Below are 19205 nucleotides of genomic sequence, written 5' to 3'. Positions count from 1 at the left end.
CCGCCGACGATGTCCATCTGTCACAGCTGCATCGGCGCAGAGCGCTGTCACCGCGTCCCGCATGATCGCGACCTGGCTGGGCGAGCCCCACAGGGGGAGGCTCACCGAACGTCACGTACGCAAACCCGACGACCTAGCGAGCCTGCGCCGCTACCTCAGAGCCACCGGGTGATGACCGATCACAGACCCCAGCCGCGGGACCACAACCCCTCGGAGGCGGGCGGGCGCTACTCGGTGCCGGTCCGCCTGGTCGGCCGCAAGGTGCTGCTCGCACACGCCCCGAAGCACACGGGTAATGCTGGCCTTGCCCAGACGCCAGTTGTTTGTGTGTACGTCTGGACGAGGGTCACGGAGCCTGTGTCGCCTTCTTGAAGACTTCGAACACGGCCAGGTAGTTCTTGCCGCCATGGCCGTCCGCGATCGCCCGCGAGGCGATCTTCTGCATCAGCCGCGGCTGGTCGGTGTGCACGCCCTGCTCCTCGGAGGTGCGGGTGATGTGCTCCAACGCGTTCAGGTTCATCTCCAGGGTGCCGAGATCACCCGGGTAGTTGCCCTTGTCGAGGTCGGGAGCATCCTCGGCGAGCATTGGGCCCAGCACTGTGGGCATGAACCAGTCGATGGCCAGTTCGGCGAACTTCACCGCCGAGACCCCGGCCGAGCCGACCATGGCGGTGGCGTGCAGGTAGCCGTTCATGGTGGCGTACATCATCTCCAGCAGCGCGGTGTTGTACAGCACCGCCAGACCGGGCTCGGAGCCGAGGTACCGGGGATCGCCCATGCTCGCCAGCGTCGCCCGGTGCTCATCGAAGACGTCCTGCGAACCGCTGTAGATGAAGACCGATCCGGGCTGCCCGACCAGCGGCGGCGGCACCATGATCGCGCCGTCCAGGTACGAGGCGCCGCGCTCGGTCGCCCAGCTGACTGCCGCGTGCGCCTCCTTCGGGGTACCGGAGTTGAGGTTCACCAGTACGCGGCCCTTCAAGGCGTCACCAGCGGAGTCGAAGACCTCGTACATGGTCTCGTAGTCCTTGAGACAGATGATCGTGACAGGGCTCGCGGACACCGCTTCGGCGACGGTCCCCGGACGGTGGACGCCCTTGGTGACGAGGCTGTCGGCTTTCTCGGGGGTGCGGTTCCAGACGGTCGTGGTGTGGCCGTGGTCCCAAAGCGTCTCGGCGAGGGCGAGGCCCATGGGACCCAGGCCGATGACGGTAACGGGCGCGTGCTGCGAGCTTGCTGATCGTTGGTTCGTCATGCGGAATAGACTGCTGTCTCACATCGATGTGAGAGTCAACTGAACGTGGTGGTCGTCACATGCGCATGGGGGAGTTCTCCCGGCGGACCGGAGTCAGCCAACGCCTGCTGCGCTATTACGAGGAGCAGGGGCTGCTCAAGCCGTTGCGGCGGCCCAGCGGGTACCGCGAGTTCACGGAAGAAGACATCGCCACCGTCCGGGGCATCCGCATGCTGCTCGGCGCCGGTCTCAACACCGCCACCATCGCCGAACTGCTGCCCTGCATGGTCGACGACGGGCAGATCCTGGCGCCGGCCTGTTCCGGCATGCTGCCCGACCTGAACCGGGAACGTGAACGCATCAACGAGGCCGTGGCCGGCCTGCTGGCCGCACGTGACACGCTGGACGCCGTCATAGCCGCCACGGCGCCGACCGGGACCGACGATCCGGAAGCCTGCTAAGCGGCCGGTGCCGTAAGAACGGTGCCTACGCCGCTACCTCACACCCACCGGGTGATGACTGATCACACCCCAGCCGCGGGACCAAGTGGCCGGTGTGCGTTTTCGTGTGCGACGGCATGGTGTCGACGATGCGTCGGGATGCCCCCGATCGATGAGCTCGTCTCCCCGCTGTCAGTGGCCAGGTGCGACTTCCCACTGGCGGCCAGGCGATGGGGAGTTATCTGGCCGCCAGTGGTTACGGTGTGTCAGGAGAGTTTGATGGAATCCGGTGCACCTGGTTGCAGCGGAGGTTGGTCTCAGGTCCCGCCGATGGGGGGAGTACGCGGCCGGCCCTGCCAGAGGTTTCAGGTCCGTGCGAGGAAGTCGCTGATGAGCTTCAACCACCCCTGAGGGTCTTCGACGAACGGCAGGTGCCCGGTCGGGAGTTCAGCGATCTCGGCGGTGGGGATGGTGGCGGCGAGCTCCCGCTGGAGGGCCGGGGAGATGAGGGGGTCGGCGGCGGTGACGACGACGAGTGTCGGCACCTCGATCCCGGCGAGGTCGCGGCGGACGTCGATCCTTCGGACCAGGTCGACCTGGTCGCCGGTGCCGGCGGGAAGGGCGGCCGCGAGCTGCTCGGCGGCGGCGTCGACCTGGGCGGGGGTAAGGGCGTTGAGAGCCGGTTCGCTCAGCGTCATCAGGTTCAGGTATTTGGCGAGCACCGCGTGCGGCCCGGTCTCGAACAGGTGCTGCCAGATGGAGGAGACGAGGACGGTGCGGGTGTCGGCGTGCGAGAACGACGCACTCAGCACCAGTGAGCTGACGCGTTCAGGGTGACGTGTGGCCAGCCGGATCGCGACGGGTCCGCCGAGTGAGTAGCCGCTGACTGCGAAGGTGCCGAGTCCCTCAGCGTCGGCCGCTGCGACCAGCTGATCCGCCAGCTCGTCGATGTCAAGGGGCCCCTGGGCCTTCGGGGTCGCGCCGGCGCCGGGGTAGTCGACCCCGACGACGGTGTGCCGTGCGGTGAGCCCTTCCATGATCGCTCCGTAGTTGGCCTCGATGCCGCCGCCCGCGCCGTGGGCGAGGAGGAGGCCGGGGCCGGTGCCGCGGCGCGTGCGGGCGAAGGCGGCCAGTGATGGCGTGGTCATCAGAGTTCCTTTCGTGGTGTCGGCCGATCAATCCGACCACTTAGCTTTATCGATCACTAAAGCTAGCCGACGCCGACGACAGTACCAGAGCGTCTTTAGCAATCGCTACAGGTAGCGGTAGGATGCAGTCATGAGCAGCGGACACATCCCGGCCAAGACCGCGTCCCGGAGGAGCCGCCGCGCCTTCGACCGTGACCAGGCCCTGGCCGTCGCCCTGCGCGAGTTCTGGACACACGGGTACGAGACGACATCGGTCGCCTCACTCACCGAGGCCATGGGGATCAACCCGCCGAGCCTGTACGCCGCCTTCGGCGACAAGCGGCAGCTGTTCGACGAGGCCGTCCAGCTGTACACGCGCACGTACGGATCTCCCCCGCCGAAGGGGCCGGGCGCCCGCTCGGGGATCGCCACGATGCTGCGGCACCTGGCCGCCGACTACACCGACCCGAGCCACCCGCCGGGCTGCCTCATCATCACCGGGGCGACCAACTGCGCCCCCGGCTCGCAGGATGTGAAGGCCAAGCTGCGTGCGATGCGCGAGGAAACCAAGGCTGCGATCGCCGCCTGCATCCGCGCCGACGTCGACGCGGGGCAGCTCCCCGCCAGTACGGACGCCGACGGGCTGGCGACCTTCTACGCGGCGGTCATCCAGGGGATGAACCAGCAGGCATGCGACGGGGCAGGACGGGAGGCACTGGAGCGTGTGGTCGACATGGCGATGGCGGCCTGGCCACAGGCACCACAGGCACCACAGGCACCACCGCCACCGCCACCGCCACCGCCACCGACCGAGCCCGAGCGTAACCAGGAGTGACATCCCAACCGGCCGTACGTGGGGGATGCCGACCGGCGCCGTAACCACCGCGCCACGGCCTCGTGCAGGCGGAGGGATCTCTTATCAGCGGGAGACCGAAGGCATGCCGCCCCCTGGGGCGGGGTCCTGCGGTAGGCGCAAGGTGAACGTTGCTCCCTTGCCCAGCCCGGCGGATTCCGCGGTGATGTCTCCACCATGAGCTCGGGCGATGCCCCGGGCGATGGCCAGACCGATGCCGCTGCCGCCAGCGGCGGCGGGTCGGCCGGGATGCTCAAGGCGTTCGAAGCGGTGGAAGATGCGCTCGAGGTCGTGTTCGGCGATGCCGATGCCGTCGTCCATGACGCGGACGATCACGCAGTGCACGGGAGATGGTTCGGTGTGCACGGACAGCGCCACATGCCCGTGCGGATCGGATGCGGCCAGTGCGTTGCCGAGCAGGTTCACCAGGACCTGGGTGATCCGGTCCGGGTCGCAGAAGGCGCCGACGGGTGTGCCTGCGTCAACGACGACGGACACCATCTGGTCGTCGTACTGAGGGCGCAGTCGCTCGGCTGTGGTCAGTGCCACCAGGGCCACGTCGGTGGGCTTGCGGTGAAGATCGAAGGCGCCCTCCTCCGACCGGGACAGGCTGGAGAGGTCGCCCGCCAGGCGCTGCAGCCGGTCCAGGTCGTCGGCCAGGGAGGCGAACATCGCCTCATCGGGGATGAAGATGCCGTCGGCCATACCCTCGATCTGGCCACGTAGGAGGGTGATGGGGGTCCGCATCTCGTGGGCGACCTCGGAGATCAGCCGGGCGCGGCGGCGTTCGGTGTCGGCGAGGGCCGCCGCCAGCGTGTTGACGTCTTCGACCAGCGCTGCCAGGCCCGGCTCGCTGGGGAGTTCGAGGATGTCGTCGTAGTGTCCCTCGGCGAGCCGCCGCGTGGCGGCGCGTACCCTGTCGAGCGGACGCAGCAGGAACCGCGACAGGGCGACGGACGCCGGGAAGGCCGCGGCCACTCCGAACCAAAGGCCGACCTGCAGGACCACGTCGCCTTCGACGTCGTCAAGCCCGAGCCACACCTCGATCAGCGCGCTGGTCACCGCCATGGCCACCAGTGCCAAGAGGAGCACCATGACGTGCGAGAGCACCAGCCGGTTGCGGAGCAACAGACGCTCCTGGATTCGGCGCAGCCGCGCACGACACCTGCGGTAGGCAGGGAAGCTGAAGGCCCGCATGGGTGGGTGTCCTTCCTGACCGCTAGGCGGGGCGCCCGATGAACCGGTATCCGATGGTGCGGACGGTGCCTACGAACCGGGGTGCGCTCGCGTCGTCGCCCAGCGCGCGCCGCAGAGTACGGATGTGTACGTCCACGACGCGCTCGTCGCCGAAGAAGTCCTCGCCCCACACCTGGGTCAGCAGTCCACGCCGGGTGAAGACCCGTCCCGGGACCCGGGCCATCGCGAACAGCAGATCGAAGTCGAGGGCCGACAGCTCCACCAGCCGGTCGGCATCGACCAGCACGGTCCGCGTCACGCGATCGACAGTCAGCCCGTCGAAGCGCAGCACGCCGGCCTCGTGGGCCGCCTCGGACCGGTCGTCGGTGCGCCGCAGGATGGCGCGTACCCGTAGTGCCAGTTCGCGGGGGCTGAACGGCTTGGTGACGTAGTCGTCGCTGCCGGTGGTGAAGCCGATCAGCCGGTCGACCTCCTCGTCCCGGGCGGTGAGCAGGATCACCGGGATCTGGCTCGCCTCCCGGATGCGGCGCAGGACCTGGAATCCGTCCAGCCCGGGGAGCATCACATCGAGCACCACGAGGTCCGGCCGGTCACGGGTGACCGCCTGCAGGGCGGACGGTCCGTCCGCGGCTTCGATGACGTGGAACCCGTCCGCCTCCAGGTAGCCGCGCACGGTCATGCGGATCTTGGGTTCGTCATCGACGACCAGAACGCGCTGTGTACTCATCGTGCTCGCTTTCCATCGCCGAGGTGGGAGGGCCGTCATGGCCGCGGGGCCGACCGGCGGCGTGGAGGTACAGGCCTCGAATGCGGCCAGCGTACGGTGCCTTTCGTGGCCGGCGACCATCTCCCGGCCCGGCCTCGCCCATCCGGACCTGCGCAAACTGGCTTCGTGCGGTCGCGGATCAGCGGCGTAGACGCGCCCGCAGCTTCGGGAACTGGGCGAGGGCGTTGGTCCGCTCGAGAGCGATCCGCTGGCGCCGGCTGTAGACCTCATCGACGGGCGGTTCAGGGTCGCCTGCCTGCAGAAGCGGCAGGCTCCCCTTGAGGAAGGGCATCGTCTCGACGTTGTCGGCCGTGTAGAGGTGGCGGGTCGCCGGCCAGTCGCTGCCGAACATGATGTGGTCGGCGGGCACAAGCGACAACAGCGGCTGCAACTGCGCGGCGGTGAACGCCTGTGCGTCGTCGAAGTACATCCGCGAGATGTACGTGAGAGGGCCTTCCGGCAGCACCTCATTGAACGGCGGGAAGGCCGAGTGCCGTGTCGCGAGCCGGTAGGCCAGGAACGGCAGTGCCCCACCGCAGTGCGTGAAGTGCCAGCGGATGTTCGGGTAGTCCCGCAGGACACCGTTGTAGATCAGGCTCGTCATCGAACGGGTCGCGTCGAACGTGTACTCGAACACGTTGTTCCCGGCGGGGATGTCGGGGCCGAAGCAGAGCTTCGGAGCCGGGTTCGCCTCCGGACCCGTCGGGTGGACGTAGACGTAGGCGCCGCGGTCATTGAGGATCTTGTACAGCGGCGCGAACGAAGGATCCCCCAGGTAGATGCCTTGGTAGTTGGTAAGCAGGCAGATGCCGTCGAGATCCAGGTCGCCGAGCGCGCGGTCCACCTCGGCCACCGAGCCCTCGATGTCGGGCATCGGGGTGACCGCGAAGATCCCGAACCGGTCACCACGGGTCTGCACGAGGTTGTGAGCGTAGTCGTTGACCGCGCGGGCGGTGGCGCGCCGGTCGTCAACTGGGCCGAGGGTGATCTGGATGTCGCCGAACGACAGGACGCTGGCCTGGATCCGGTACTGGTCCATGAAGGCCAGGTGCCGATCGACCGACCACGGACCGTACGCCCCGGTAATGGCGCCGAGGAGGCCGTAGCGTTTCAAGTATTCGTTGTACACGTCGGGGGAGTAGTGCGCGTGGGTATCGATACGCCAGTTGCCCTTCGGCAGCCCCGGGCCAGACGGCGCCGCCCCGGGAGCAGCCGCAGCAGCCGGCACCGTGGCCACCGCCGCGGCAAGCGCCGCGACCGATGTCCCTTCGATCAGCCTTCGACGCGAGATGTTCTGTCGCCGGTTCATTCCAGGTCCTTCTTCATTCTGTGTGCGAGTCAGGTCGTATGTGTGTTTACGGCGCCGTCGCCCGGCCGGGCAGGGCCTGCGCAGGACGGTGGACGGGGCCGGTGCCGTGCGTGCATGACCGCCAGACAACAGCCGCCTCATAAAGCACGAACCACTCAGCACATGAAGCTTCCGTGAAGCCAATCGCCAGGCTGGCGCCCAGGTCGTCGGATGCGTCGATCGTGGCGGCGGCGCCTTGCAGGGCGGTCAGTTCATTGGTGCTTGTCCGTATGGCCTTTGGCCTAGAGCGTTCTCGATCGTCGACAGGGCGAAGGCCACTGTGGCGTCGGCGGACATGCCGGTGCCGCGGCGGGTTGCCGCTGTGAACTTCTGGGGACCAAGCGCGTTCTCGAGAGATCGGTGGCCTCGGCCATGCCGTCGGCGTCCGCGCCGTGGGCGTCAGTGACTGCGGTGCCCAGCGCACCCAGCAACATGGCCCTCGCTGGCGCTCGGACAGTTCTTATTGGGGCCCCGACCAGCTCGAGTTCCTCACCACCCACCTCGAGGTGCGGCCATGACCGGGAGCGGTACCGCGGAACGCGTTGGGATCTGCTGAGCCCGGCGGCGCTGGCCGCCGGGCACCAAGCGGGCTGGTCAGCGGGAAACTGCAGGTCTCCTGCCGCTCGTGTGGCATCACCTCCCCGTTCTGCTGGGCGCGCGGAAGGCCGAGGTCAGCGGGGCTTTCGCCGGGTCTGCCCTCCCCTCGGCGAGGGTGACGATGGTGGCGAGCAACGCCAGGGCGGCGGCGGGAAGGCCGAGCAGGGTGACCGACAGCCAGTCTTGGGCTGGACCGCCGAGTCCGCCGCCCATCGCCACGCCCAGGTAGATCGCGGAGGAGTTGAGACCAAGGAGCACTGGTGCTGAGGCGGGTGCAATGAGCACCAGCCGGTGTTGCTGGACCACCGAGGCCATTCCATCGGTCGTGCCCCAGATGGCAGCCCAGACGCATGCAACGATCAGGTGGCTGACCATGAGTGGGCTGATCGCGAGCAGCACGGTGCTGGCGACGAGTGCTGCGACCGCGACCCCGAGCGCCGGGAGCTTGTCGGCGAGATGGCCGGCGATGAGGTTGCCGCCGAAGACTCCGGCGCCCCAGACGAACAGGATCATGGTGGGGGCCTGGGGGAACGATCCGTTCGTGGCGTCCGCGGTCACTGCTCCGATGTAGGTGTAGACGGTGTAATGACCGGCCATCACCAGCAGCGTCACGACCAAGATGGTGAGGACCTTGCGCTGGCGCAGTGGAGCTAGGCGGGCCCTCAGGCTTGTCGCCGGCAGCACGACCTTGGGCATTGTTGCCGAGACGCCGATCGCGGCAGCGATGCCAAGGGCGGCGACGGCCCAGAGGGTGAGCCGCCAGTCGATGCTGCCGATCAAGTTGCCCAGGGGCATGCCCAGTGCGGTGGACAGGGTCAGCCCACCGATGACCAGCGCCATGGCACGCCCTCGCCGTTCGGGAGGCGTGATCGCGACGGCTGCGCTCGCTGCTGTGGCGGTGATGGTGGCCGCACCGGCTGCGGTGAGAATCCGGGCCAGCAACGCCAGCGTGTAGGTCGGGCTGAGTGCGGTGATGACATTGCCGACGATGAACACGATCAGTGCGAGCTGTAGTGCCGTGCGGCGGTCCAGCGGGCTCAGCAGCCAACTCAGAACCGGCGCAGCGACAGCCAATGTCAGTGCGAACACGGTCACCAGCTGGCCGGCTGCCGGGACGCCGACCTCAAGGTCGGCGGCGATGGCCGGCAGGAGACCGGCCATCACGAACGCGTCTGTGCCGACCGCGAAGGTTGCCAGCGCCAGAGGCAGCAACGGTCTCACGAGGGGGCCGGATCCCTTCGGTTCTGGCTCGCCGATCTCGGTGCGGCTCAATCCTGGTCTCCGGCCTGCTGAGACAGGCTGAACTCCACGCCCTGATCATCTGTGCAGTGGGCGTAGGCACCGGAGGGGATGCTGATCGGATCTTCTGCCGTGCCACCGAGTGCGCGTACCCGGGCGACGGCGGCGGTGATGTCGTCGACGGCGAAGAAGATGCGCGGGTGCCGTGACGAATCGTCGTGCGGCGATCCGCCCATGGGCTCGGGCCCCTGGATCATCGAGTAGCCCGGGAAGTTGCCCTCGTAGAACGTCCAACCGAAGAGCGAGCCCCAGAACCGCTGGGTTGCTTCGATGTCGCTGCTCGGCAGCTCGAAGTACGTGACCTGTCCACTCATGAGCATCCTCCTATGTCAGCCTGCTGACATAGGAGGATATGTCAGAATGCTGACATGGAGCAAGAAGAGACCGTCGGCGATCTTGACCAGTCGGTGGGCTACGTCCTCAAGCAGGTGCAAGCCTCGCTGCACACCGCGATGGATGAGGTGCTGCGTCCACTGGGTCTCACCGTCGCCCAATACGCATGCCTCGAACTGCTCGGCCAGCATCCGGGACTGTCCAACTCCGAACTCGCCCGCCGCGCCTTCGTCACCCGCCAGTCGATGAACCTCGTCCTCCGCCGGCTACAAGAGCGGGGCCTGCTCACCAGGCCTGATCACGCCGACCATGGACGAGCGCTGCCGACCAAGCTCACCCGAACCGGACAAGCGACGCTACGCAAGGCCAGCGTCGCCGTGCGCGCCGTCGAACAGCAGCTGTTCTCCCCGTTGTCCCCGGCGCAGCAGCGTCGGCTACGCGATGACCTAGCCCGTGTTCTAGAGCGGCCATAGCCACTGTGCACCTCCCCTCATAGCGGCGAGGAGCTCGGTCTGGTCGAGGGTTGGGACTCTTCGTTCGCTTGCTCTGAAATGTCCTGAATTGATGATCTTCGATGACATCAGATGCTTTCCTGATCGGATGGGATACCAAGAGGCGCTGTCCGGGGTGCGTGAACTGTGCGTTGAACATCTGGGGGAACATCTGGGCGGCCAGTTGGCGGCGCTGGCGCGGCCCGCGTTCGATCTAAAGCCCGCGGATGAGTCTTCAGCGGCAGCCGGGCTGTGCCGGTGGGGCGGCCCGGCGCTGCTGGAGCCGGGCACTCCGTGGCCGATGTACGCGGGTGTGCCGCTCAGCCTGTACGCGGTACTCGATGTCGGCGCGCTCAGCCCGTGGCTGGGCGACCAGATCCCACCGACCGGGTCGGCGCTGCTCAACTTCTTCTTCCTGGACCCGGAGACCGGCTCCACGGAGGTTCCCAAGGAAGCCAGCGGCTTCAGCTATGACGATCCGCAGGTATGCCGGGTGGTTCCTGCCGACCCGCAACGCGCGATCGAGATCGCCGCGCCGGATCCGGCGCCCAGGTTCGACCGGATTCCGCTGGTCGCCACCCCCGTTGTCACTTTGCCGTCGGCTTCGTCCTATGACTGTGACCCGGTACTCAACAGCCTTGACTTCGGAAACGAGTTCGAGGAGACATCGCTTTACCGTGTGAATCCCGGCTGGCTGGTGGTCGACAAGTTCGGCGAGGATGCCTGGCCGCGGTACTGCGTGAGCGAGCAGGGCATCGAGTGGGGTGGCATGAGCAACCAGGCGTTCGGCTGGCCGCCGATCCGCAGCTACGGCGTTGACCTGTTGGAGGAGTTGTCGCCGGACGAGCCTTACGTCCACCTGCTCACTTTGGGCAGTACTGACTTGTGGGAGTGGGGGGACGGGGGCATCGTGCGGTTTGTCGCGCCGGCCAAAGCCCTGTGGGAGGGCGACCTGAGCCAGGTGCGAGCCAACCCCGACGACTGGTAGGGCCGGTAATCCCTGCGCATGGAAACCTGGAAAACGGTGTGGGTAATCCTGCGGCTAGAGCTCGGCGCCGATGGCGGGGCGGTGCTGCTGAGCCTGAATGTGCAGCAAACGGAGGGCGGCCTGGGCAGGGCTTCCCTCTGCGGCGCTGTAGATCAGCATCCGGCGGCCGGAGCCGTCGGGCAAGGTGAGGGTTTCCAGATCGAGGGTGAGGCTGCCGACCTCGGGATGGCTGAAATGGCGTTCACCGTAGGCATGGCCGCTCACGGAGTGCTTGGACCACAGGGTGGCGAACTCCTGGCTGTTCATGGTGAGATCGCCGATCAGTTCGGCAAGCCTGCGGTCGTCCCGGTGATGTCCGGCTGCGTTCCGGATCGCGGACACCGCGCAGGTTGCGGCCTGGTGCCAGCGGGGTAGAGGTCCCGGTGATGCGCGTCGAGGAAGAGCATCCTGGTCAGGTTCGGGCGGGTGGACTGGCGGTCGGGGGCGTCGGGGTCGAGGTGGCCGGCCAGCAGCAGGTGACCGAGCGGATTCCAGGCGACCACGTCGGTGCGGTGATCGGTGAGAACGGCTGCGGCGTCCTCCATGGCGTCGAGGAGCCGGCGCGTACTTGGCCGTACGGGCAAGGTCTTGCCGTTCCGGCGTGGCTTGGGCGGCTCTGGCCGGGCCAGGCGGTGCAGGTAGGCCCGCTCTTCGTCGGTCAGCCGCAGCGCGTCGGCAAGGGCTTCCAGCACCGAGGCGGACGCCTGGTGGCTTCGTCCCTGCTCCAGCCGCGTGTAGTAGGTGGGGCTGACGCCGGCGAGTTGAGCGAGTTCCTCCCGGCGCAGCCCCGGTACCCGGCGCAGGCCATGGTGGATGATGCCCAGATCTTCGGGCTTGAGTCGGCTGCGTCTGGTGCGCAGGAAGTCGCCCAGCGTCGTGGTGTCCCGCATGCGTGTCATCTTGCCCCATGCGTCGTCGGCGGTACCTGACCCTGTCGTTGCCAGGCACGCGGTGAGTAGGCAACTCGGGGTGTGGTTGCCATACGGCTGGAGGTCCAGGCTGAGCTTCCGTTGAGGACCCAGCGTTGGATGGAGCATCCGTTGATGACGTACTGGACGATGACCGCGACCGGTCGCGAGCACCTGAAGTTGGCCCAAGGCCCCGTCCCGGTTCCGGGCGCGCGAGAGATTCTGGTCAAGGTGGGTGCTGCGGCGCTGAACTACCGCGACCGGCTGGCCATTGACGACGGGCTGACGATGGTCTTCCCCGAAACGGGGGCGTTCGTGCCCGGATCCGACATGGCCGGAACGGTCGTGGCGGTCGGCGCGGAGGTGGAACGGTGGCGGCTCGGGGATCGGGTGATCTCAGTGAGCCTGCCTGGCTGGATCGACGGATCCGGGCCGGGCGACGCGCTGCTCGGCGGTCCCGAGGCGCTCGGCAGCGGCTATTTCCCGGGGGTCTTCTCCGAGTACGTCGCCCTGGACCAGGAGTGGGTCGTATCGGCCCCGGCAAGTCTCACCGACGCCGAGGCCAGCACCCTTCCCATGGCCGGTCTGACGGCGTGGACCGCGCTGGTCGAACGCGGGCGGCTACGCGCCGGCCAGACCGTCCTCGTTCAGGGCACCGGCGGGGTCTCGCTTTTCGGCCTGCAGATCGCCGCCGCGCACGGCGCCAGGGTGATCGTGACCTCTGGCGAGGACGCCAAGTTGGCCCGTGCCACGGCCTTGGGAGCAGCCCATGGAATCAACCGGAACTCCGCGACTGGGTCGAAGCCGTACATGAGCTGACTGCAGGTCACGGCGCCGATCACATCCTGGAGACCGTCGGCGGAGCGCATCTGGCGCGCTCGTTGAAGGCTGCGGCCGTCGGCGGCCATGTCGCGCTGATCGGCGTCCTGGGCGGCTTTGAGCTCACCGGCCAGATGTCCGATCTGGCCCGCAAGAAGCTCACGATCAACGGCATCCAGGTGGGGCACCGGCGTTCTCTGGAAGAGTTCGTCCACGCCGTCGACCAGGCCGGCATCTCTCCAGTGATCGACACCGCGTACCCGCACACCGAGCTCCCCGCAGCCCTGGACCATCTGGCCCGCGGCGCCTTCGGCAAGGTCGTCCTGACGTTCACGTCAACTTCTCGGCCGTGAACGGCTGAGCTTGGGGCTCTGGCCGTGCACGCCTTGTCGCGCTTCCCGTCGCGGCTGGCTGTCGTGCCGGGGCGCATCTCCCTTCACCTTGCGGGCGTGAACCCGGGTTTTGCGGGTCTGGCCTGCGGGGTGGGGGACGGGCATGTTGACAAATACCCACGCCGTCCGTGCCCGGTTTCGGATGTTCACGGCGGCGACTTCGTCGGCCGGGCCAGCGAGCCCGCACCGGCGACAGCAGAAAAGGTCCCGAGTGGGACGGTTCTTGCGGGAGACGTGCCCGCAGCGCGGGCAGCTCTGGGAGGTGTAGGCCGGGTCCACTTCCAGGAAGGGCACCCCGGCCCGGTGGGCCTTGTAGGCGATGAAGGCCCCGAGCTGGTGGAACGGCCAGGACGATTGCGTGGCCCGCTGGTCACGGGAGAGCCGTACCCGCTCGCGGATCCCACTCAGTTGTTCGAGTGCGATGCCGCGTCCGGTGCGTTCCGCGACGGCCACGATGCCCTTGGAGATGACGTGATTTTGCTGGGTGGCGTGTCTGGATTCACGCTGCTTGCGTTTGGCCAGCCGCCGGGCGGCCGACCGGCTGCCCTGTTCCTTCTTGGCCTGCAGCTCGGCGCGTTTACGGGCCTGCCAGCGCCGATACCGCTGCAGACGGCGGCCCTGGTAGTTGCCACCGTCGCTGGTGGTGGCCAGGTTGTTGATGCCGCGATCCACCCCGACCCAATCGGCCGGCTCGGCGTTGAGCGGCTTCTCGGGGATCTCACAGACGGCCAACAGGTAGAACACCCCGTCCCGGCACACCAGATCCGACTCGCCCTGCCGATGCTCGGCCAGGGCCTTCAGATCGGCCGCCGACCCGGTGAACGCCACCCCCCGCACCCGGCCCGCCGTAGTCCAGATCGACACCGTGCGGGCATCGACCTGCCACGACAGGCACCGGTCGTCATAGGTATGCGCGGCGTCCGACCGGAAGGTGATGGGTTTGGACTCGGCCTTACGGCGGCGCCGCGCCTGCGGCCCGCCCAAGACCCCGGCGTCGATCAGGCCACGCAGCGAACTGTAGGCGTCCACCACCCGCTTGATCACATGCTGGGCCGCCTGCGCCCCCAGACCGGCGTCCTTCAGCTCCCCGTAGGCCACCCCGCGCAGCGCCCGCTCACGCGGCTTGAGCCCGAACCACTCGAACGCCTGCGCCGACACCTGGTCGGCCAGCGCGTTCACCGTCCGCAGGGTCGCCGCCAGCGCCGCCGCCTGCTCAGACGACGGCAGCAGCTTCACCTGCACCACCAGCTTCATGACCATGACCATAACGGCCCGTGCCGACAAAATCACTCAACGCTTTCCTGCACGCCCATTTGGTCTTCACACCCAATTACCGGCGGGCCGGTCTTCACCGACCAGCTCCTCACCCGCCGGCCCGGCTCGTCATCGACGGTCTCGACGCACCTGACGACGACTGGTGGAACCACACCCGGCTGCTGGGTGCGAGCTTCCTCCGTCCAGTGCCCTGGGAACACACCGCGAGCACGCCGGCCTGACCAGCAGACCACTGCCAAGAATCTGAACGCCAACCGTGGTATGCACTGCTGGCGTTCAGGGACTATGTGATGTTGAAGTGGAGGATCCGGTGCTTGGCGATGCAGTGGACTTCTGCGGCGTATCCCGAAACGTGACTGGCCAGCCACACCAGGAGTTCGTTTTGAACGGGGGCGGGGTCGCCCCACATGCCGTAAAAGCGGTGTCTGGTCGTGCAGATAGGGCGCAGAGTGCCCGCTAGAACTGAATGCCAGACAGCAGCGGCCGCGGCCGGGTTATGGCCTGCACGGTATCCCGTGATGGCGACGATTCCGTTGACCCGAAGCAGGAAACGTGCCATATCAATGCGGTTCAGCAGTTCGCTGTAGGTCCCGGTCGCAGTAAAATGCACGAATCGGAATCGCTTGGTGCTCTGGTTGCGGAGCGTCTTCCAGTCTGTCACCTCCAAATCTGGAGACAGGTAATTTTCGCCATCCCGGCAAAACCGCGATGCCCCCAGCGTCTCAGGCCCAAGCTCCAGAAGGTCGCCCTCCGGGCCGCTATTGGCCTGTCCCAGGAACCAGGCAGCCAGTGTCTCTTCACGGGTGCTCGGGATCGCCTCACGGTTAGCAAGGATCTCCTCACTGCTGGTCAGAATCTCCTCACTGGTAGCCGAGATCTCTTCACGGGTAGTCGGAATCGTTGCATCGAAGTTTCCCATTGACTCAGCTTTCAATCGCTGGCCGGAACCGGGGTCGCCGGCACTTCGCGCAGCAATTCCGGTTGCCTTTTGAGTTTCTTGGTCCAAGGACCGCTCAGGTAGCGCGCCGCTCCTATGATCACTGCGTCTTGCGGGCAGGCGTTCACGTGTACGGGCAGGTCCAGTCGCTGGCGCAGCAAGGTCGGCAGCCTCGGCGCCAGTGCTCCTCCGCCGGACAGCACCAGGCCGTGGATCAGCAGTTGCCGGGTCAATTCAGGGTCGCAGGAATTGCGCAGGTCCTCCAAAGCCTCAACAATTCGATCAATCACCTGCGTGGAAGCGGAAGCGATTTCTCCAGCCGTCACCGTGTGGACCGTCGGCTTTCCGGAGTCGAGGTTCTGGCCGCAGATCTCCAGTGGCTCGTGGTCCCCTGCCTCAACGACCAGCGTCTCCGCCTGCACTCGTGACCGTTCGGCCGCCTCCATGCTCAGCACGAGGCGGTATTCACGCAACGCCCATGCGGCGACTGCCTGATCCAGCCGCAGTCCTCCCACGGGCAAGGTGTGGTGGGCCCAAACTCGGCCTTTGGCGACGATCGCCATCTTGGTGGAATTTCCGCCCAAGTCAGCCACCATCCGTGCCGCAATACCGGCCCCTTCGGTTTGGTGGCCGAGTGCAGCGGCCAGACCATGGTCGACTGGCACGACCTGACGAGCCCCCGCCCGCGAAATCACTTGTTCCAGGGCTCGGCGTTCCATCTTCGCAGCGCCCGAAGGGACCGCCACAGCCACCCGCGGCCGCAGTCTGCCTCGGCCCGGGTGCGCCGACTTCAGCAGCCACCGCACCAACGCCACAGCCGCGCCGTATTCAGTTACCGTGCCATTCCAAACCGGCCTGACGAGCTCCACATCCCGCCAGCCCAGTTCATCACCCTTCAGCGCGTCGCGTCCCACGACAACAGCCCGTCCGGTGGCGCGACTGACCATCACCACCGAAGGCGCACAGATGCGCACTTGCCGTTCGGGCACGAAGATACGAGAGTAGACGGTGCCCAGATCCAGCGCGGTATCTGCGTTCACGACCGCTGAAAGCAATCCCATGGAAGACCCTTAAGTGATCTTGTTCATTCGCATACCGTAAATTACTCGATCTTGAGCCTGAAGGAACCCATCACCTGGCAAAAAGATCATCAAGCACGACGGAAAAGGAGGTGATGAATTTGTCTGCCCCGGCCGCGCGAATCCCCGGCAGAAACCATCCGTTCGAACGGCACTGCCTGCCCGCCAGGCGGGACTGATACCCGAGCGGTACGGATCCTGCCCAGCTCCGCAGCCCCGCACACCAGGCTTTTATGGCGCGCAGCCGATAACACTCAACGCAAACCGCTCAAACCGCACCAATGCAGCAGTGACAGTTCGCACCGCCGACTCTCGCACGCGAGATCGCCCATCGAGTGGACAGGGCATCCGCCTTGCCACTTGCTCAGTCGCCGAACAGAACGGCCCGCCCCTTCGGTGAGCAGAAGACATCCTCCGCGTCGTGCCCGACCCCCGGCACACGAACCAGCCGGTGCTTGTACTCCCGCCGGCCCGCCTTGAACGCCAGATACCGGTGATAATTCAGGCCGCGGTCCAGCCTCGCCGTGCCCTGCGCAGTGGCGGCCGGATGGACCTCCAGGAGGGCCGCCTCCGGATCGTCGTCCTCCTCGCCCAGCAGGTAGACGACGTCCTGGGACAGGTACTGGTCGAGATACCTCTCCGCGGACTCCGTCACGTATCCCGGACGCTCACCGCCGAATCCATAGCGCCATTCATCGACGCTCGCATCGACTTCCGCGAATCCGCCCTCCGAAGGCCTAAGGCGATCGAAATACAGATAGGTCGAGGGGTTGGCTATCACGTACCTCACCTGCCCCGCCTTCCTGCTCACCTCGCGTCCGACTGCAGCGTATCGATTGACGAATTGTCCACCAGCCGAATTTCCCGCGATGGTCACGCGCTGGATGCCCGGCAACTCGAACAACCTCTGGAGGATGACATCCATGACCTTGAACGAGCTGATCTCTCCGAGCCCGCTCTTCCAGCCCTCGGGCCTCCAACGCAGCAGCGTGTCCTCCTCGGCCAGACGGTGTACATCGACACCGGTAAGGAACTGAGGGGCGATGACCTTCGGAGGTCGAGATCGATCGGCTGCGGCCTTCTTGATGATCCGATAATAGTCATGGGCGTTACGCAACGCCCCGTGGACGATGACCACGGCTTCGTTGCACTCAGGCAGTTCCGCGCCCAGCCGAACGTCACCAAAAAAGGCCAATTCGTGCTGGTCAACACGCAGACGCAGATCTCCGATCTCCTCGATCACCTGCTCTTGCATGGCGGCCTGGTTCGCGAACACCGTCATCGTCCTAACTTTGCCAGCAAACACCCAGCGTCTTCAGCGCTTTCCCTATCAATGCCATCACACCAGCATCAAACGAAGAGCTATACATCGAAGCGAACACTATGTCACTGGACCAACACAAAGAGCATGTGAAACAACTCAGGGACCTACCAGCCAGGCGAGCGCCTGCCCACCGAACCCGAACTCGAGGCGGAGTTCAACGCCTCGAGAAACACCGTCCGGCTCGCTGTGTCCGCCCTCGCGCACGAAGGACTGATCGAACTGCGGCCAGGACACGGGATGTTCGTCCCTAAGGGACCGCTGCCCTTCTTGGTGCTCCTTTCGCGCGAGGAGGGCGGGGAGGGAGTCCATTCAGGTCTGGACTCCTACCGCTCCGGTGTGCGCGCGGCAGGCCGCAAACCGGGGATCCAGAACTTCGAGGCGCATATCGAGTACCCGAGCCGGGAGGTCGCGGGATGGCTCGAGATCGACGAGGACACCCCGGTCGTGGTGCGAAGCTCTCAGCGGTTCATTGATGAACGGCCATACTCCCTGCAGCGTTCGTACTACTCAATGGGGCTCGTGCGCGGCAGCGAGATCGACGGCCGGGAGAAGATCAGTCGGGGCGCGATCAAGGTGCTGGCCGAGCTGGGTCATCCACAGTCCGGCTACCGGGACGAACTCACCGCCAGGATGCCCACCCCGGAGGAGCGGGCGTTCTTCATGCTGGGCCCGGGAGTACCGGTCGTCGTCGTGTACCGGATCGCCTACACCGCCGCGGAACGGCCCATCCGCCTGACAGTCACCATCTACGCAGCAGATCGAAACCGGCCTTGTTACGAGGTCGGCAATGTGCCGGAGAGGCGCACTCCAGAGGACCAGATCTCCATAGTGGGCTGACAGGGAACGGGCCGATGACCGCCTCGACCGCACTGACCCTTCACCGGGGGCTGATCGCAGTGGACATCGTCGCGTTTGGCAGCCGACGCGATCCGGACGTCCAACTTCACCTGCGCGGTGCCGTCCACCAGATCACCGAACGAGCCTGTCGCCTCGCGGGACTCCGCTGGGAGGGCTCTCATCATGAAGATCGGGGAGACGGGCTGTTCGTGATCGTGGAACCGGGCACCAGTGTGACCACCCTCCTGACCGGTGTGGTCCCAGAACTTCTGCGTGGGGTTCGCAGGCACAACAAGCTGTCGTCGAGGACGGCGCAGATCCGACTGCGCGTGGCGGTCCATGCCGGATTCGTTCGCCTGGACGACCATGGCGCGGCGGGCCTTCCGCTGATCGAACTGTTTCGGCTGCTTGGTGCGCCTGCCTTCCGGGCGATCGTTGAGGATTCGGCTTCGGACTTCGCCGTGGCGGTGTCGGACTACCTGTTCGACGAGGTCGTCCGGCACAACGGCGAACTGGCCGCCGGGTTCCGTGCGATGCCCGTTGAACTCAAAGAGACCCACATGCGCGGCTGGGTGTGGCTTCCGCCTTTGCCGGCCAACCCTCACGGCCTGCCGGTCAACCCTCACGACCTGCCGGTCACCGACCGGAGCAGGACCGGCTACGGCCCTCCGGGGATCGCCATCTCCGAGCTTTCACCGGAGGACCGCGATCTCGTGCTGGCCGTGCTCTCGCCGCTTGTTGAGTACCTGCAAGGCCGAATGGGCAGATCCCGCGGTCCTCGGCCGATCACCTGAAGGCTGAACGGGCGAACCAGCCATCGCGGGGCTTGCACGTTGGCCTCGCGGGGCCTGCACGTTGGCCTCGCGTGCCCGCTCGGGTCGTTGCGGTGCCAGCCGACGGGGTTCCGCTGCTGAAAACCCCG

General features: G+C 66.6%; 17 protein-coding genes and 3 pseudogenes. 8 read left to right on the top strand and 12 right to left on the bottom strand.

What is annotated here, in order from left to right; all coding sequences use genetic code 11:
• Positions 1 to 346 precede the first annotated feature (346 nt).
• A complete protein-coding gene (locus ACH34W_RS38810) occupies positions 347 to 1255 on the bottom strand; it encodes an NAD(P)-dependent oxidoreductase (protein WP_395966177.1) in 909 nt (302 codons plus the stop codon).
• 59 nt (positions 1256 to 1314) lie between these two features.
• On the opposite strand from ACH34W_RS38810, the gene ACH34W_RS38805 reads away from it, so the two are divergent.
• Positions 1315 to 1695 (top strand): MerR family transcriptional regulator, encoded by a 381-nt coding sequence (locus ACH34W_RS38805; RefSeq protein ID WP_395966176.1) that lies wholly within the window; start codon positions 1315 to 1317, stop codon positions 1693 to 1695.
• A 344-nt stretch (positions 1696 to 2039) separates the two neighbouring features.
• Here ACH34W_RS38805 and ACH34W_RS38800 read toward each other — a convergent pair whose 3' ends face one another.
• Positions 2040 to 2822 carry an alpha/beta fold hydrolase gene (locus ACH34W_RS38800; RefSeq protein WP_395966175.1) on the bottom strand — a complete coding sequence of 261 codons (783 nt, stop codon included), beginning with the start codon at positions 2820 to 2822 and terminating at the stop codon, positions 2040 to 2042.
• A 130-nt stretch (positions 2823 to 2952) separates the two neighbouring features.
• Between ACH34W_RS38800 and ACH34W_RS38795 the strand changes: the two genes are divergently transcribed.
• Entirely contained in the window at positions 2953 to 3636 is a 684-nt protein-coding gene (locus ACH34W_RS38795) for a TetR/AcrR family transcriptional regulator (RefSeq protein ID WP_395966174.1), read from the top strand.
• A gap of 84 nt (positions 3637 to 3720) precedes the next feature.
• Here the strand turns inward: ACH34W_RS38795 and ACH34W_RS38790 are convergent, their stop codons facing one another.
• From ACH34W_RS38790 to ACH34W_RS38770, 5 genes are all read right to left on the bottom strand, one after another.
• Positions 3721 to 4851: a sensor histidine kinase gene (locus ACH34W_RS38790; RefSeq protein ID WP_395966173.1), complete on the bottom strand. Its 1131-nt coding sequence runs from the start codon at positions 4849 to 4851 to the stop codon at positions 3721 to 3723.
• A 22-nt stretch (positions 4852 to 4873) separates the two neighbouring features.
• Positions 4874 to 5578: a response regulator transcription factor gene (locus ACH34W_RS38785; RefSeq protein ID WP_395966172.1), complete on the bottom strand. Its 705-nt coding sequence runs from the start codon at positions 5576 to 5578 to the stop codon at positions 4874 to 4876.
• A gap of 178 nt (positions 5579 to 5756) precedes the next feature.
• On the bottom strand, positions 5757 to 6926 hold the full coding sequence (locus ACH34W_RS38780; protein ID WP_395966171.1) for an amidohydrolase family protein: 1170 nt from the start codon (positions 6924 to 6926) through the stop codon (positions 5757 to 5759).
• Positions 6927 to 7598: 672 nt separating this feature from the next.
• The gene (locus tag ACH34W_RS38775; RefSeq protein ID WP_395966170.1) at positions 7599 to 8783 is read right to left on the bottom strand and encodes an MFS transporter; all 1185 of its coding nucleotides are present in this window, start codon (positions 8781 to 8783) and stop codon (positions 7599 to 7601) included.
• Between the two features lie 47 nt (positions 8784 to 8830).
• Positions 8831 to 9175, bottom strand: a complete 345-nt coding sequence (locus ACH34W_RS38770) for a VOC family protein (protein ID WP_395966169.1) — start codon at positions 9173 to 9175, stop codon at positions 8831 to 8833.
• A gap of 54 nt (positions 9176 to 9229) precedes the next feature.
• Between ACH34W_RS38770 and ACH34W_RS38765 the strand changes: the two genes are divergently transcribed.
• Together ACH34W_RS38765 and ACH34W_RS38760 are read left to right on the top strand one after the other, a co-directional pair.
• Positions 9230 to 9667 carry a MarR family winged helix-turn-helix transcriptional regulator gene (locus ACH34W_RS38765; RefSeq protein ID WP_395966168.1) on the top strand — a complete coding sequence of 146 codons (438 nt, stop codon included), beginning with the start codon at positions 9230 to 9232 and terminating at the stop codon, positions 9665 to 9667.
• A 91-nt stretch (positions 9668 to 9758) separates the two neighbouring features.
• Positions 9759 to 10673 (top strand): DUF1963 domain-containing protein, encoded by a 915-nt coding sequence (locus tag ACH34W_RS38760; protein ID WP_395966167.1) that lies wholly within the window; start codon positions 9759 to 9761, stop codon positions 10671 to 10673.
• A gap of 54 nt (positions 10674 to 10727) precedes the next feature.
• On the opposite strand, the pseudogene ACH34W_RS38755 reads toward ACH34W_RS38760, so the two are convergent.
• A pseudogene (locus ACH34W_RS38755) lies at positions 10728 to 11602 on the bottom strand (helix-turn-helix transcriptional regulator).
• Between the two features lie 138 nt (positions 11603 to 11740).
• On the opposite strand from ACH34W_RS38755, the pseudogene ACH34W_RS38750 reads away from it, so the two are divergent.
• A pseudogene (locus ACH34W_RS38750) lies at positions 11741 to 12763 on the top strand (zinc-binding dehydrogenase); the annotation flags it as partial.
• Between the two features lie 11 nt (positions 12764 to 12774).
• Here the strand turns inward: ACH34W_RS38750 and ACH34W_RS38745 are convergent.
• From ACH34W_RS38745 to ACH34W_RS38730, 4 genes are all read right to left on the bottom strand, one after another.
• Complete coding sequence (locus ACH34W_RS38745) at positions 12775 to 14085, bottom strand: RNA-guided endonuclease InsQ/TnpB family protein (protein ID WP_395966166.1); 1311 nt, start codon at positions 14083 to 14085, stop codon at positions 12775 to 12777.
• Between the two features lie 304 nt (positions 14086 to 14389).
• Positions 14390 to 15025, bottom strand: a complete 636-nt coding sequence (locus ACH34W_RS38740) for a hypothetical protein (protein WP_395966165.1) — start codon at positions 15023 to 15025, stop codon at positions 14390 to 14392.
• Positions 15026 to 15036: 11 nt separating this feature from the next.
• Positions 15037 to 16104: a rod shape-determining protein gene (locus ACH34W_RS38735; protein WP_395966164.1), complete on the bottom strand. Its 1068-nt coding sequence runs from the start codon at positions 16102 to 16104 to the stop codon at positions 15037 to 15039.
• Between the two features lie 382 nt (positions 16105 to 16486).
• On the bottom strand, positions 16487 to 17404 hold the full coding sequence (locus ACH34W_RS38730) for a hypothetical protein (RefSeq protein WP_395966163.1): 918 nt from the start codon (positions 17402 to 17404) through the stop codon (positions 16487 to 16489).
• 150 nt (positions 17405 to 17554) lie between these two features.
• On the opposite strand from ACH34W_RS38730, the pseudogene ACH34W_RS38725 reads away from it, so the two are divergent.
• From ACH34W_RS38725 to ACH34W_RS38715, 3 genes and pseudogenes are all read left to right on the top strand, one after another.
• Positions 17555 to 17680 (top strand): annotated as a pseudogene (locus ACH34W_RS38725) (GntR family transcriptional regulator); the annotation flags it as partial.
• A gap of 3 nt (positions 17681 to 17683) precedes the next feature.
• A complete protein-coding gene (locus tag ACH34W_RS38720) occupies positions 17684 to 18283 on the top strand; it encodes a UTRA domain-containing protein (RefSeq protein WP_395966162.1) in 600 nt (199 codons plus the stop codon).
• Between the two features lie 14 nt (positions 18284 to 18297).
• Entirely contained in the window at positions 18298 to 19077 is a 780-nt protein-coding gene (locus ACH34W_RS38715) for a hypothetical protein (RefSeq protein WP_395966161.1), read from the top strand.
• Positions 19078 to 19205: the final 128 nt, after the last annotated feature.

Origin of the sequence: Actinomadura sp. 6N118 (assembly GCF_044326415.1) — a bacterium.
In the GTDB taxonomy this organism is placed as follows: domain Bacteria; phylum Actinomycetota; class Actinomycetes; order Streptosporangiales; family Streptosporangiaceae; genus Spirillospora.
This window is presented reverse-complemented; position numbering and strand designations above follow the sequence as displayed.